At 56.7% G+C, this 14714-nt stretch carries 15 protein-coding genes; 7 read left to right on the top strand and 8 right to left on the bottom strand.

Annotated features, from left to right (window positions below):
* Window positions 1–113 precede the first annotated feature (113 nt).
* Both lpxH and ppiB read right to left on the bottom strand, forming a co-directional pair.
* Window positions 114–836 carry a UDP-2,3-diacylglucosamine diphosphatase gene (lpxH, locus tag INF58_RS14130; RefSeq protein WP_193527909.1) on the bottom strand — a complete coding sequence of 241 codons (723 nt, stop codon included), beginning with the start codon at window positions 834–836 and terminating at the stop codon, window positions 114–116.
* Between the two features lie 3 nt (window positions 837–839).
* Window positions 840–1334, bottom strand: coding sequence for a peptidylprolyl isomerase B (gene ppiB / locus INF58_RS14135; RefSeq protein ID WP_000256009.1), 495 nt, complete (start codon window positions 1332–1334; stop codon window positions 840–842).
* A 175-nt stretch (window positions 1335–1509) separates the two neighbouring features.
* Here ppiB and cysS point away from each other — a divergent pair, with 175 nt between their 5' ends.
* On the top strand, window positions 1510–2895 hold the full coding sequence (gene cysS / locus INF58_RS14140; RefSeq protein ID WP_193527910.1) for a cysteine--tRNA ligase: 1386 nt from the start codon (window positions 1510–1512) through the stop codon (window positions 2893–2895).
* Window positions 2896–2983: 88 nt separating this feature from the next.
* On the opposite strand, the gene INF58_RS14145 is transcribed toward cysS, so the two are convergent.
* From INF58_RS14145 to folD, 5 genes are all read right to left on the bottom strand, one after another.
* On the bottom strand, window positions 2984–3505 hold the full coding sequence (locus INF58_RS14145; RefSeq protein ID WP_063451634.1) for a metal-dependent hydrolase: 522 nt from the start codon (window positions 3503–3505) through the stop codon (window positions 2984–2986).
* A gap of 73 nt (window positions 3506–3578) precedes the next feature.
* Window positions 3579–4595, bottom strand: coding sequence for a Mal regulon transcriptional regulator MalI (gene malI / locus INF58_RS14150; RefSeq protein ID WP_193527911.1), 1017 nt, complete (start codon window positions 4593–4595; stop codon window positions 3579–3581).
* 83 nt (window positions 4596–4678) lie between these two features.
* Complete coding sequence (locus INF58_RS14155; protein WP_063451632.1) at window positions 4679–6178, bottom strand: PTS transporter subunit EIIC; 1500 nt, start codon at window positions 6176–6178, stop codon at window positions 4679–4681.
* A 282-nt stretch (window positions 6179–6460) separates the two neighbouring features.
* Window positions 6461–6673: a ribosome-associated protein YbcJ gene (gene ybcJ, locus INF58_RS14160; RefSeq protein ID WP_063451631.1), complete on the bottom strand. Its 213-nt coding sequence runs from the start codon at window positions 6671–6673 to the stop codon at window positions 6461–6463.
* Between the two features lie 2 nt (window positions 6674–6675).
* On the bottom strand, window positions 6676–7542 hold the full coding sequence (gene folD, locus INF58_RS14165) for a bifunctional methylenetetrahydrofolate dehydrogenase/methenyltetrahydrofolate cyclohydrolase FolD (protein ID WP_063451630.1): 867 nt from the start codon (window positions 7540–7542) through the stop codon (window positions 6676–6678).
* Window positions 7543–7851: 309 nt separating this feature from the next.
* On the opposite strand from folD, the gene fimA reads away from it, so the two are divergent.
* The 6 genes from fimA to sfmF all read left to right on the top strand — a co-directional run bounded on the left by fimA (window position 7852) and on the right by sfmF (window position 13858).
* Complete coding sequence (fimA, locus tag INF58_RS14170) at window positions 7852–8415, top strand: type 1 fimbrial major subunit FimA (RefSeq protein ID WP_074161078.1); 564 nt, start codon at window positions 7852–7854, stop codon at window positions 8413–8415.
* Between the two features lie 69 nt (window positions 8416–8484).
* Window positions 8485–9027 (top strand): type 1 fimbrial protein subunit FimI, encoded by a 543-nt coding sequence (gene fimI / locus INF58_RS14175; RefSeq protein ID WP_063451628.1) that lies wholly within the window; start codon window positions 8485–8487, stop codon window positions 9025–9027.
* Window positions 9028–9061: 34 nt separating this feature from the next.
* On the top strand, window positions 9062–9754 hold the full coding sequence (fimC, locus tag INF58_RS14180) for a type 1 fimbria chaperone FimC (protein WP_193527912.1): 693 nt from the start codon (window positions 9062–9064) through the stop codon (window positions 9752–9754).
* A gap of 14 nt (window positions 9755–9768) precedes the next feature.
* Window positions 9769–12327 (top strand): fimbrial biogenesis usher protein, encoded by a 2559-nt coding sequence (locus INF58_RS14185; RefSeq protein ID WP_193527913.1) that lies wholly within the window; start codon window positions 9769–9771, stop codon window positions 12325–12327.
* Window positions 12320–13327: a type 1 fimbria D-mannose specific adhesin FimH gene (fimH, locus tag INF58_RS14190; RefSeq protein ID WP_063868959.1), complete on the top strand. Its 1008-nt coding sequence runs from the start codon at window positions 12320–12322 to the stop codon at window positions 13325–13327. Before INF58_RS14185 ends, fimH begins: the two co-directional genes overlap by 8 nt.
* Window positions 13328–13336: 9 nt before the next feature.
* Window positions 13337–13858 (top strand): fimbria assembly protein, encoded by a 522-nt coding sequence (gene sfmF / locus INF58_RS14195; protein WP_063868955.1) that lies wholly within the window; start codon window positions 13337–13339, stop codon window positions 13856–13858.
* 50 nt (window positions 13859–13908) lie between these two features.
* Here the strand turns inward: sfmF and fimZ are convergent, their stop codons facing one another.
* Complete coding sequence (fimZ, locus tag INF58_RS14200; protein WP_063451623.1) at window positions 13909–14541, bottom strand: fimbria biosynthesis transcriptional regulator FimZ; 633 nt, start codon at window positions 14539–14541, stop codon at window positions 13909–13911.
* Window positions 14542–14714 lie beyond the last annotated feature (173 nt).

Consider the following 14714-nt stretch of genomic DNA (forward strand, 5'->3'; position numbering starts at 1 on the left):
TAAAACTCCTGTGGTGCGGAACACACTGCTTTCGAGGGCACAGAGAATAGCATGTAATACCGGCAAGGAAAACGGTTGCGTGGTCGAGAAATGGGCGAAAAGACGGGAAGACGTTAAAACGGGAAGGCGATCAGTTCCACCCCTTCCGGCGTGACTTTTACCATCGAACCTTCGCTGTGCCATGCCCCTAAAACCACGCGGTGAGCGGGCTCGCCGTTGGCGATAAGGGAGTGCACGTCCGGGCGATGGGTATGGCCGTGGATCAGCCACTGAACGCGATGCTTTTCCATCACGTTAACCACTGCCTGCGGGTTGACGTCCATAATGGTCATCGATTTGCTGCTGTTGGCGGCTTTACTGCCCGCGCGCATTCTGGCGGCAATGCGGTTACGGATAAACAGCGGCAGGGCGAGGAACACTTTCTGGATCCACGGGGTGTGGACTTTGGCGCGAAACGCCTGGTAGCCGGTATCGTCGGTGCAGAGCGTGTCGCCGTGCATGATCAGCACCTTGCGACCGTAGAGATCGAGCACCTGCTCTTCCGGCAGCAGCGTCATGCCGCTCTCGCGGGCGTAGCGCTGGCCTATCAGGAAATCACGGTTGCCGTGAATGAAATAGCAGGGCACGCCGGAATCCACCAGCGCGTGAATGGCGGCTGCCATTTCACGGTGCAGCGGGTTCGGGTCGTCGTCGCCGATCCAGGCCTCAAACAGGTCGCCCAGAATGTACAGCGCGTCGGCGCCTTTCGCTTCGCCGCGTAAAAAACGCAGAAAACCGGCGGTTATCGCCGGTTCTTCTGTTTGCAGATGCAGGTCTGCAATAAAGAGTGTCGCCACGAATTACTCGCTGACGGTCACGCTTGTAATCACAACGTCTTCTTTAGGAACGTCCTGGTGCATACCGCTGCGGCCAGTAGAAACGGCTTTGATCTTGTCGACCACGTCCATCCCTTCAACCACTTCTGCGAATACGCAGTAGCCCCAGCCTTGCAGGCTTTCGCCAGAGAAGTTCAGAAAGTCGTTGTCCGCTACGTTGATGAAGAACTGCGCGGTTGCAGAGTGTGGCGCCTGAGTACGGGCCATTGCCAGCGTACCACGGGTGTTTTTCAGGCCGTTGTTCGCTTCGTTCTTGATCGCTTCTTTGGTCTCTTTCTGGCGCATACCAGGCTCGAAACCGCCGCCCTGGATCATAAAGCCGTTGATCACACGGTGGAAAATAGTGTTGTTATAGAAACCTTCGCGGCAGTAGTCCAGGAAGTTTTTAACTGTTTCAGGCGCTTTATCATCAAAGGTTTTGATTACGATATCGCCATGATTAGTGTGGAAAGTAACCATTTTTGCATCCTGTTCCGTTATTGTGGTGCGTCGACCCGTGCTCGGGTCACATATAGGGGCTTGTTATAGCATAACCACAGGACACGATCACCTTGCATTGTGTGCTGACCGTGCTTCCAATTATGGGTATTATAAGGAACAAACAATCCACACACGTGTTTACATGGAATCTTCGATGTTAAAAATCTTTAATACAATGACGCGCCAAAAAGAGGAATTTAAACCTATCCATGCCGGGGAAGTCGGCATGTACGTGTGTGGTATTACGGTTTACGATCTCTGTCATATCGGCCATGGCCGTACCTTTGTCGCGTTCGACGTGGTGTCACGCTACCTGCGCTTCCTGGGCTATAACCTGAAGTACGTGCGCAACATCACCGACATCGACGATAAAATCATCAAGCGCGCTAATGAAAACGGCGAAAGCTTCGTCGCGCTGGTGGATCGCATGATCGCCGAAATGCACAAGGATTTTGACGCCTTAAATATTCTGCGCCCGGACAGCGAGCCGCGCGCGACCCACCATATCCATGAAATCATCGAGCTCACTGAAAAGCTGATCGAACGCGGTCACGCCTATGTGGCGGACAACGGCGACGTGATGTTCTCGGTGCCGACGGACCCAACCTACGGTGCGCTTTCCCGCCAGGATCTGGACCAGCTTCAGGCCGGCGCGCGCGTGGATGTGGTTGACGTGAAGCGTAACCCGATGGACTTCGTGCTGTGGAAGATGTCCAAAGAGGGCGAGCCGAGCTGGCCATCCCCGTGGGGCGAAGGGCGTCCGGGCTGGCACATTGAATGTTCAGCGATGAACTGCAAGCAGCTGGGCAACCATTTCGACATTCACGGCGGCGGTTCGGATTTGATGTTCCCGCACCACGAAAACGAAATCGCGCAGTCCACCTGCGCCCACGGCGGCGAGTACGTGAACTACTGGATGCACTCCGGGATGGTGATGGTTGACCGCGAGAAGATGTCTAAATCGCTGGGCAACTTCTTCACCGTGCGCGACGTGCTGAAGTATTACGACGCGGAAACCGTGCGCTACTTCCTGATGTCTGGTCACTATCGCAGCCAGCTGAACTACAGCGAAGAGAACCTGAAGCAGGCGCGCGCTGCGCTGGAGCGTCTGTACACCGCGCTGCGCGGCACCGACAAATCTGTGCCTGCGGCGGGCGGCGAAGCGTTCGAAGCGCGCTTTATTGAGGTGATGAACGACGACTTCAACACGCCGGAAGCCTACTCCGTGCTGTTCGACATGGCGCGTGAGGTGAACCGCCTGAAGTCAGAAGATATGGCGGCGGCGAATGCGCTGGCGTCTCATCTGCGTAAGCTCTCTTCCGTGCTCGGCCTGCTGGAGCAGGAGCCGGACGCGTTCCTGCAAAGCGGCGCGCAGGCAGACGACGGCGAAGTGGCAGAAATTGAAGCGCTGATTAAAGCGCGTCTGGAAGCGCGTCAGGCGAAAGACTGGGCGGCGGCGGATGCGGCGCGTAACCGACTGACCGAGATGGGCATTATTCTGGAAGACGGCCCGCAGGGGACGACCTGGCGTCGTAAGTAAGTCTTTAACGCCCGGTGGCGCTTCGCTTACCGGGCCTACAAAAGCACGACCGTAGGCCGGGTAAGGCGTAGCCGCCACCCGGCTTTTTTTACCTTCGTTTCCACCACAACATCCCCATCAGCACCGCCCCCGGCAGCCACACCCACAGCAGTTCCGAGATAATGACCTCATGCCCGTACGGCGTGGTATAGCGCGACAGCGCAAACGGCGCAACCTTGATCACCTGCCACGGCGCAAAGAAGCGCTCGTCTGACCACGGCCACAGCCAGCCGACGCCTTTCCCGCCGGTGGTAACGGAGTCCAGCAGGCTGTGCGACAGCAACGACACGGTTAAAAACAGCCAGCAGCGCGTCAGGCTGGCCCTGAACCATCGTCGCCCGGCCAGCACGCAGAGTATCGGCACCACAAAGGCAAACAGCAGCGAATGAGTGAAACCGCGGTGGCCAAAAATATTCCCGTAGGCGACGCCGAATTTAAACGCCAGTACGTCGGCGTCGGGCAGCATGGCGAGGACGATCCCGGCAAACAGCAGGCGGGGTGGGATGACGCGGGTTCCGAGCCCTAAGCCGAGACACAGAGGAACGGCAGCGTGGGTGATAACGGTAGGCATTGCATGTATCCATGGCAAATCATGGGAATATAGCAGTGGATCCGCCTCAATAAACCCGTGTCAAATTCTGATTTTACGCCGATTCCCGCGCGATAAGCTGCCCAGAGAGGGTGATGCGCTGGGTTTGCAGATCTGGCTCTTTCAGCCTGCGGATCATCAGCCCCGCCGCCTGGCGGCCTGTCTCTTCGCTGGCAGACGAAACGTAAGTCAGTGACGGCGACGTGAGGTTTACGTGAAGCATATCTTCAAAGCCGATCAGCGCCACCTGCTGAGTCAGGAAAACATCTTTACCCACCGTGCGCCCCACCTGGTGAATGCCGGAGATTGAACCGAGCATCGCATCCGGCGAGTGGCAGAGCAGGGCGGTAATGGTATTGTTCTTCTCCAGCAGCTGGCGGGTCGCCATGGCCGCCGCCTGCGTGTCATCGGTACAGGCGGGAGAATATTCCTCACGCCAGACCAGCCCGTTCTGCGTCATCGCGCTGCGAAAACCGAGCAGGCGCTGCTCGCGGATACGACACCCGTCGTGCCCGCCGATGTAGGCGATGTTGCGGTGCCCGCGCTCGATAAGATACCGCGCGGCCAGGTTCGCCGCCTGACGGTTATCGCGCATCACCAGGTTGCATTTCTCTTCCAGCAACGACTGCGAAACCGCGACAAACGGCAGCGGGCAGTGGCGAATGCGTTCCGGGAGAGCGGCGGCGCGGGTATCCGACGCCAGGTAGATGACGCCCGCGACGCCCTGCTGCTTAAACGACAGCAGGGTACGTTCCAGATGTTCGCCGTCGTTCAGCGGCTGACCGAGAAAAACCATATAACCCTGTTTCTCCAGCTCCTGAACGATGCTCGCCATCACTTTGATGGAAAAGCTGTCGCTGAAGTCGCGCAGGATCAGGCCGATTAAGTTGGAGGTGTTGGCGCGAAGGTTGGCAGCGGCGACGTTATGAACATAGCCCAGCGTTGTGATGGCGGCATTGACCTTCCCGATCGTCGCCTCTGAGATCTTCCCTTTCTGGCGCAGCACCAGCGAAACGGTAGAAACCGACACGCCCGCATGCTTTGCAACATCAATAATGCTGACTTTCTTCAAAACCGCTCCCTGAAATTTACCGATTATCAGCCAGATAAGAGGCGTCCCCCAGCGTACATGAGACGCCTTCTTCAGGCATCTTATTATTTGCCAATCATGGTGGACATGGTCTGGGCGATAAACTGTGCTCTGGCCCCGAAAATCACCTGTATACCGTTGTCGCCCACGAACACCACGCCGCGCGCGCCAAGCCCGTTCAGGCCCTCTCTGTCCACCGCATCGCTCTTCGCCACTTCCAGACGCAGGCGGGTGATGCAGGAGCCGACGGAGTCAATGTTCTGCGCGCCGCCCAGCAGGCCGATGATTTCGGTGGCAAGTTCGGAATCGGACTTGTCATTCGCACTGGCGGTGACTTCGGTGCGCCCCGGCGTTTTTACGTCGAAACGGCGGATCACGAAGCGGAAGGTGAAGTAGTAAATCAGCGCCATCGGAATGCCGATGATAATGGCGCTCAGGAAGTTGGTCTGATAGCCGTTAAACGACGGCAGGATCCCGAACGAGAGGTAGTCGATAAAGCCTGCGGAGAACGATTTGGCAATATGCGCATGCATCAGGTACATGGCCATATACGCCAGCCCCGCCATGATGGCGTTGAAAACGTAAAGGATGGGGGCCACGAAGATAAAGGTGAATTCCACCGGCTCGGTGATCCCCGTCAGGAAACAGGTCAGCGCCGCAGAGAACAGTATACCGGCCGCGATTTTCTTATTCTTCGTGTGCGCTTCGTGGTACATCGCCAGGCAGGCCGCTGGCAGCGCGAACAGCATCAGCGGGAACTCGCCCTGCATGAATTTCCCGGCGTTCTGGTAGGTGTCGCTGCTGAAGGATTTTACCCCCTCTTCGAGCATCTTGAACCAGATGGTCTGGTCACCGTGGATCACCTGACCCGCCTGAGTGGTGTAATCCCCAAACGAATACCAGAAGGAGGGATACCAGATATGGTGCAGGCCGAGCGGGATCAGCGCGCGCTCCACCAGCCCGAAAATAAAGGTCGAGGCCGCCTGGTTATCGCCGTTCACCACCACGGACAGGGCGTCGATCCCGGACTGAATATGCTGCCAGACGTAGGGCAGCAGCAGGCCGAGCAGGAACGACAGAAACGCCGTCGCGATCGCCACAAAGCGCTTCCCGGAGAAGAAGCCAAGGAACTCCGGCAGCTGCATGGTGTGGAAGCGGTTATAGCACCAGGCCGCGAGAATGCCGCAAATAAGGCCGCCGAAGACGCCCATCTGCAACGTCGGGATGCCGACCACCATGGCGTATTTCCCGCCCTGAGAGGCCATTTCCGGCGTAATGCTCAGCACCGTGCTGATGGTGATATTGGTGACAAACACCGAGACCGCCGCAGAGAGTGCGGCAATACCGGATTCCGAGGCCAGACCGACAGCAGAGCCGATGGCGAACAGCATCGGCAGGTTATCAAAGATAACCCCGCCGGCGTTCATCATCAGCGGCAGGTGGAACTTATCGCCGAAGGCCAGCAGCAGGCCCGCAGCGGGAAGCAGTGAAATTGGCAGCATTAAGGCGCGGCCAATCATCGACAGCTTAGACAACGATTTAACAAACCCTGATATCAGACTCATGCTGATTTCCCCCGAATAGCGCTTTTTTCGCGCTGTTATTATGAGTAGAACGTTTTAGTAGAACGTTCTACTTATCGTGGGGAAAGTCTGAAAAGCGCGCAACTGAATTCTCACCTTTCAACAGATGAAATAGTGATTATTTGAAGTTGATCGATAAATAACCTTGATGGATGTGAGGGGATAGAGACAGAAATTGCCGGGTGGCGGCTTCGCCTTACCCGGCCTGCAACCGAAGACAGTACGTAGGCCCGGTAAGCGCAGCGCCACCGGGCATCAAACGGCTTACGCCGTCACGGTCACGCTTTGTCCTGCAAAACTCACGGTCTGACCCGCGACAATTTTGCAGCGCTTGCGGGTTTCCACCACGCCGTCCACTTTCACCTGCCCGTCGGCGATCACGATTTTCGCCTGCGCGCCGCTTTCGCTCCAGCCTTCCAGCTTCAGCAGATCGCACAGCTCAACGTGCGGGTGTTTACCTAAAGAAAAAGTTGCCATGATTACGCATCCTCTACGTCGTGATACTCCTCGCACGCCTGCAAGGTATTCTGAATCAGTGTTGCTACCGTCATCGGGCCTACGCCGCCCGGGACCGGGGTAATGTAAGACGCGCGCGCCGCGGCATCTTCATACACCACGTCGCCGACCACTTTGCCGTTTTCCAGACGGTTAATACCCACGTCCACGACGATGGCGCCCTCTTTGATCCACTCGCCCGGAATAAAGCCCGGCTTGCCGACCGCGACGATCAGCAGATCGGCGTTTTCTACGTGGTGACGCAGGTTTTTGGTGAAGCGGTGGGTCACGGTGGTGGTGCAGCCCGCCAGCAGCAGCTCCATGCTCATCGGGCGGCCCACGATGTTGGAGGCGCCAATCACCACGGCGTTCAGGCCGTAGGTGTCGATGTTATAACGCTCCAGCAGCGTCACGATGCCGCGCGGAGTGCACGGACGCAGGCGCGGCGCGCGCTGGCACAGGCGGCCCACGTTATACGGGTGGAAACCGTCAACGTCTTTGTCCGGTGCGATGCGCTCCAGCACCTTTACGTTGTCAATGCCCGCAGGCAGCGGCAGCTGAACCAGGATGCCGTCGATTGCTTTATCGGCATTCAGGGTGTCAATCAGTTCCAGCAGCTCCGCTTCGCTGGTGGTTTCCGGCAGATCGTAGGAGCGGGAGACGAAGCCTACCTCTTCACACGCTTTGCGCTTGCTGCCGACATAAATTTGCGAAGCCGGGTTGCTGCCAACCAGCACAACGGCCAGCCCTGGCGCGCGAAATCCAGCGGCTGTACGCGCCTTCACTTTTTCCGCAACCTCAGAGCGCACCTGCTGCGCAATCGTTTTACCGTCAATAATCTTTGCTGCCATCAGAGAGAAGATTCCGTCTGTAACGTTAGAAGGGGGGATTGCCTGTATTTTGTCAGAAGCGAGCGCCGCTGTCAGTCACCCTTTACGAGATTTCACCGATAGCCTGCAAAACCCCTTCTCAGGGCATGGCCAATTTCTTAGGGGGGATTAGGATGTGACCTGGCAAAATGGCAGCGTTTTGACATATTACAAAATAGATTACTGAGCTACTTTGTCTTCTCCGAAATAAGCCTTCAATTTTTTAATTGAACGTATTTCTTATTCCCGAATATGTGCGGGAAGGGTTATTTACATTTTAAAGGAATAGACATGAAACTCAGCAACATTGCTTCTACTGTTATTGCAACTCTGGCCCTGGTCGCGGGTGCCGCTCACGCAGAAGATCCTGTAACGCCTGTATCTGTTAACGGTGGTACGGTGCATTTTAAAGGTGAATTAGTCAATGCCGCGTGTTCAGTAAATACGGACTCTTCTGAGCAGACCGTTAATCTCGGCCAGTACCGTACCGCGAAATTCACTAAAGTGGGTGACACCACCTCCAATATTCCGTTCACCATCGAACTGAACGACTGCGATCCTGCGGTAGCGAAAACCGCTGCTGTTGCGTTCACCGGCCAGATCGACGCCACCGACAAAACCCTGCTGGCGGTAACCTCAGGTAACAACGACAACTCCGCGAAGGGCGTGGGCATTGAGATCCTCGACAGCAAATCCACCACGCTGACCCCGGACGGTGCCACCTTCTCTGCGGCACAGAGCCTGATTGAAGGGACTAACACCCTGAACTTCACCGCGCGCTATAAAGCTACGGCTGCGACCACCCAGCCAGGCCAGGCAAACGCGGACGCAACTTTCGTAATGAAATACGAGTAATGCCTTTGTACAGGGATGTGGTTGGCCTCAGGGAAGAGGTCTTTTAATCGCTTATACCGGGAGCGAAGGATGACAAGGACTGGGATATTGCTGTGCGCCCTTGCCGTTGCCTCAGCGGTAAACGCACATACCGTGGTGATCGACGGCGGCAAAGTTCACCTCAGAGGAGAGCTGGTCAACGGCGGCTGCGCGGTGGCCCCGGACAGCCAGAATATGCGCGTGGATATGGGGCAATACCGCACAAACGCCTTTTCCGGCGTCGGCAGCTTTTCCACGGTTAACGTGCCTTTCACCGTACGTCTGCTGGATTGTAGCGTGGACGTCTCCCGCACCGTGGGGATCCAGTTCCAGGGCGTCACACCGGCAGAAGATCCGCAGGTTTTCCTGGCGACATCGCGGCCAGGGGAAAACGCGGTCAGCAGCGGTGTCGGGCTGGCGCTTTTTGACGAACAGCAACGGCAAATCATCCCGAACGCGACGGCGGTGAGCTGGTTACCCATTGATACCCGCGAACTGGCATTTCATTTTAGCGCCCGCTATCGGGCTATTTCCGAACACCTGGTACCAGGCACTATTCAGTCGAATGTCTGGTTTACGTTGATTTATCCCTGACGCCTGCGAACTAATTATTAAAGGTACGGTTGTGATGAACACCCTGATTAAACCTGGACTGTTTTTAACTTTTATTTTGATGATGATGTCTGCCTGCGCAAATGCGTCCGGCGGAATTGCGCTGGGCGCGACGCGCGTTATTTATCCGGCCGATGCAAAACAAACGTCGCTGGCGATCACCAACAGCAATAAACAAGAGCGCTATTTAATTAACGCGTGGATAGAAAACGCCAGCGGGCAAAAGGAAAAATCCTTTGTCGTCACGCCGCCGCTGTTTGTCAGCGAGCCGGCCAGCGAAAACACCCTGCGCATTATTTACGCAGGCCCGGCGCTGCCCGCCGATCGCGAATCCCTCTTTTACATGAACGTCAAAGCGATTCCATCGGTCAGCAAAACGCACCAGGACGGCAACAACGTCCTGCAACTGGCCATTTTGTCACGCATCAAACTGTTTGTACGCCCGGCTAACCTGGCGATGCCGCCGGAAGAGGCGCTCTCGCAGCTTCGCTTTGAGCGCGTCGGCAACCACCTTAAGGTGAGCAATGCCTCGCCGTATTACGTTACGCTGGTTAACCTGAAGCTCGGCGGCAAGACGCTCGATAACCTGATGGTTGCGCCTAAAAGTTCGGCACAGCAGGTACTGCCCGCCGCCGCGAGCGGCACGTTCTCCTGGCAGAGCGTGAACGACTACGGTGCCATTACGCCGGCGCGTAGCGTCAGCCTGTGAGCAGAGACAGGGCGATGAACACTCAATGGCGTTACTGCCCGGTTGCGCTGGCGCTGATGGCAACGCTCTGGCCACACGCTGGCTGGGGCGACAGCTATTTTAACCCGGCGTTTCTCTCCGATGACGCGGCGAACGTGGCGGATTTGTCGCGTTTTGAAAAGGGCCACCAGCAGGCACCGGGCGTCTATCGCGTCGATATCTGGCGTAACGATGAATTTATCGGCACCCAGGACGTGCGGTTTGAGCAAGCCGACAACACGCCGCCGGTCGCGGGCGGGTTGTCGCCGTGTATTACGCGCGCGATGCTCGATCGCTTTGGCGTGAATATCGCCGCCTTCCCGGAGCTCAGCAACGTGCAGGGCGACACCTGCGTTCCGCTTACCACGGCTATTCCCGGCAGCGAAACGGCGTTCAACTTCGCCTCGTTGCGCCTTAACGTCAGCCTGCCTCAGGTGGCGATGCAAAACAGCGCCCGGGGGTATATTCCGCCTGAACAGTGGGATGAGGGCATCCCCGCCGCGCTGGTGAACTACAGCTTTACCGGCAACCGGGGCAGCGAAGACGACAGCTATTATCTGAACCTGCAAAGTGGGCTGAACTATGGCGCGTGGCGATTACGCAATAACGGCGCGTGGCGCTATACCGAAAGCAACGGCCAGCGGCACAGCAGCTGGCAAAATATCGGCACCTGGGCGCAGCGTACGGTCATTCCACTGAAAAGCGAGCTGGTGCTCGGCGACAGCAATACCGGCAACGATGTCTTCGACAGCGTCGGTTTTCGCGGCGGTCGGCTCTATTCTTCCGACAGCATGTACCCGGACAGCCTGCAAGGCTACGCGCCTAACGTGCGCGGAATCGCCCGCACCCCTGCCAAAGTGGTGATCCGTCAGAACGGCTATGTGATTTACCAGAGCTATGTGCAGCCGGGTGCTTTCGCCATTACCGACCTTAACCCCACCTCCTCCAGCGGTGACCTTGAGGTGACGGTGGAAGAGAAGGACGGCAGCCAGCAGCGCTACACCGTACCGTATTCCACCGTACCGCTGCTCCAGCGTGAAGGACGCTGGAAATACGATCTGGTGGCGGGGGATTATCGCAGCGGCAACAGCGAGCAGGACACGCCGTTCTTTACGCAGGGAACGATGATTGCCGGCCTTGCCGACGGCTACACGCTGTACGGCGGTACGCAGCTGGCCTCGCGGTATACCGCAATCGCCATTGGCGCGGGGAAAAACCTCGGTGACTGGGGCGCGGTCTCACTTGACCTCACGCACGCCCGCAGCCAGCTGGCGGATGACAGCCGCCATGAAGGCCAGTCCCTGCGTTTCCTGTACGCAAAATCCCTTAACGGATTCGGCACCAACTTCCAGCTGCTGGGCTATCGCTATTCGACCAAAGGCTTCTACACCCTCGACGATGTGGCCTGGCGCACAATGGAAGGCTATCAGTATGGCGACGATAAGGATGATGACGGCGTGCCGGACGTGCAGAGCTATCACAACCTGACGCTGAATAAAAAAGGGCGTTTCCAGCTCAATATCTCCCAGTCTCTCGGCGATTACGGCTCGGTGTACGTTTCAGGCAGCCAGCAGAGTTACTGGGGCACCAGCGAGTCCAACGTCTGGTACCAGCTCGGCTATGCGGGCGGGGTGAAAGGGGTCAGCTATGCCTTATCCTGGTCGTGGAACAAAGCCGTCGGCATTGACGGAACCGACCGCATCGCCTCGTTCAACGTCTCCGTACCGTTCAGCCTGTTCACCCGTCACGGCTTCCGTCGCGATAGCGCGATCGACAGAGCCTATGCCACGGCCTCTTCCAGCCGAAACAGCAACGGTGATACCAGCTGGCAGACCGGGATAAGCGGAACGCTGCTGAAAGATCGCAACCTGAACTATAGCGTCACGCAGGGCCACGCCAGCAATAACGGCGCAAGCGGCAGCGCCAGCGCCAACTGGCAAGCCACCTACGGCACGCTGGGCGTGGGCTACAACTACACCCGGGATCAGCACGATTTCAACTGGCAGCTTTCCGGCGGCGTGGTAGGGCATTCCGACGGCGTAACGTTCAGCCAGCCGCTGGGCGATACCAACGTGCTGATCAAAGCGCCGGGCGCGTCGGGCGTGAGCGTCGAAAACCAGACCGGGGTGAAAACCGACTGGCGTGGCTATGCGGTGATGCCGTACGCCACGGTGTACCGTTACAACCGCGTGGCGCTTGATACCAACACCATGAGTAACAACACCGACATTGAAAATAACGTGTCCAGCGTCGTGCCGACGAACGGTGCGCTGGTGCGCGCCAGCTTCGATACCCGCATCGGCGTGCGCGCGCTGCTGACCGTGAAGCGCGATAACCAGCCCGTACCGTTTGGTGCGGTGGTGCGTGAGACGCAGAGCGGCGTAACCAGCATGGTGGGCGATGACGGGCAGATTTACCTGAGCGGGCTGCCGCTGGAAGGGGAACTGCTGATTCAGTGGGGAGACGGAAAGCAGTCCCAGTGTCGTGCGCCCTACAGCTTGCCAGAACAGAGCCTGCAACAGGCGATCACACTTAAGGGGATCCGCTGTGAATAAAATCCATTATCTGGGGTTATCCCTTCTGGCGTTTTTGCCGGTAACTGACGCGCTCGCCACCGTCTGCGTCAATGAAAATGGCGTGCCGACGGAGGTCTATTACGACCTGACGGATAAATTCAACAGTTCCAATAACCAGGTGGGGCAGGTGGTGACGCTCAGCGAGAAATCCCAGTGGGTGGGCGTGAACGCCGTCTGCCCTAAGGGAACGTCCGGGAACACCACCAAGCGCAGCTATGTGACCGATTTCCCGGTCACGGGCACCAGCGATGGCTACCAGTATCTGAAGCTTAACGACTATCTGGACGGGGCGATGAAAATCACCGACAGCTACGCGGGCACGTTTTATCCCCCCAAAAACTACATCCAGATGGGGAGCCACCCGAATGTGTCTAAAAACAAACCGTTTGGCGTTCAGGATTCCAGCCTCGTCTTTCGGCTTAAGGTGACCCGGCGCTTTATCAATATGGTGGTGATCCCGCGAGCGACCATGTTCCGGGTTTACGTTACCACCACCTCTTCGGATCCGCTCACCACGCCGGTCTATACCATCAGCTACAGCGGGACCATTCAGGTGCCTCAGAGCTGTGAGATTAATGCCGGGAATGTGGTGGAGTTCGATTTCGGGGACATCGGCGCCTCCTTGTTCAGTAAAGCGGGCATCGGGAATAAGCCGGAGGGGGTCTCAGCGCAAAGCAAAACCATCGGCATAAAATGCACCAACGTGGAGGCGAACGCCATGCTCACGATGCGCGTCGAAGCGGAGAAGGTTTCAGGCAGTACGCTGGTCTCCGATAACGCGGATGTGGGCTTTGTGATTGCCAACAGCAATGGCGTGCCGCTGACGCCGAACAACCTGACCAGCAAAATTCCGTTCCGCCTGGACGACAGCGCGCAGGCGCAGGTTGGGATCCGTGCATGGCCCGTCAGCGTGACCGGTAAAAAACCTGCCGAGGGGCGTTTTACCTCTCGCGGCTATCTACGCGTCGACTACGACTAAGGAGCGGGAATGCGAAACGGGATGCGGTATCTCTCTCTGGCGCTCCTGACGCTTTGCGCGCATGCGCATGCAGAGACGGCGCTTGGGGAAATTAACATTCAGCTTTACGGCAATATTGTGGACTTTACCTGCGTGGCGGAGGGGGACGACAGCAATAAGACCGTCACGCTCGGCACCTGGCCAACGAAACAGCTTCGCACTACGGGAAGCCGGACGCAGCCCGTGCCGTTCACCCTCAAGCTGACCGGATGCCCTCCCGGGGCGGCTTCGGTCACGTTTACAGGAAAGGTTGACGGGCATGATAACAGCCTGCTGGCGCTGAATGATGCCAGCGCGGCCAGCAACGTGGCCGTGGAGATCCTCGACCGGGATAAAACGCGCCTCGCCTTGCAGCAGGCCAGCAAGACGGTATCGGTGGATGCGCAGGGAAATGCAGAGCTGTCGTTTTATGCCAATTATATCGCCACGGCGGATAATCCGCAGCCGGGCCGGGCTGACGCCGATGCAACGTTCATGATTAACTATAATTAATTATATCCACTCTCCCTGTAACGGTTATCCGTTGCAGGGAGAGTGTCGGGTTACAATAATTCGTGCGCTTTCGCGTAATCAATTAATTCAACGATACTCTGCACGCCCAGCTTCGAAAAGATATTAGACTTATGGGCGCTAATTGTTTTGTTGCTAAGTAATAATTGATCGGCAATCTCCTTATTAGATAATCCGTTCGCCAGATACCGCAAAACCGTCACCTCACGATTCGATAAAGGCATATCCACAGCGGCGCCTGTCCGGGAGCCCAGATGATTTATAAAACTCAACGTTTCTGACGGGAAAAAAGAATAGCCCATCAGTATCATTTCCACTGCGTTATAAATTTCTCCCAAATCTTTTCGCTTGCTGACAAAACCATTGGCCCCGGCGCGAATGGCGCGGCCGGCATAGAAGGCTTCTGATTTTGAAGAGAGGAAAAGCACCTTAATGTCTTTGTTTAAGTTCCTGATTCTTTTCAATAATACGAACCCATCCGTGCCCGTCATTTCAATATCCAGAATGACCAGGTCGATAGGGTGGTTGCGTATACAGTCAAGCACTTCGTGGCTGTCGCCTGACTTCAGTTTTACCTGGATGTTTTTATTTTTCTGTAGCAGGACTTCTATCGACATTCTGACGATAGGGTGTTCGTCCATAATGATAACGGATGCCGGTTTCATTTTTTATGCCTCAGATTGTTAAAAGCGTTATGCTGAGTTTTGTAAAAACTCTCGAAAAGCCGGAAGGATAATTGCGCAGATCCTTCTACGGTAAATGTCCCGGGGAAGAGCGAAAGCATCCTTGTTTACGTAGTGTGATATCGATGCCTCAGCGCAGTTATCTCATAAGGCTG

This window comes from Enterobacter cloacae complex sp. P24RS (genome assembly GCF_014982165.1).
Lineage (GTDB): Bacteria > Pseudomonadota > Gammaproteobacteria > Enterobacterales > Enterobacteriaceae > Enterobacter > Enterobacter quasihormaechei.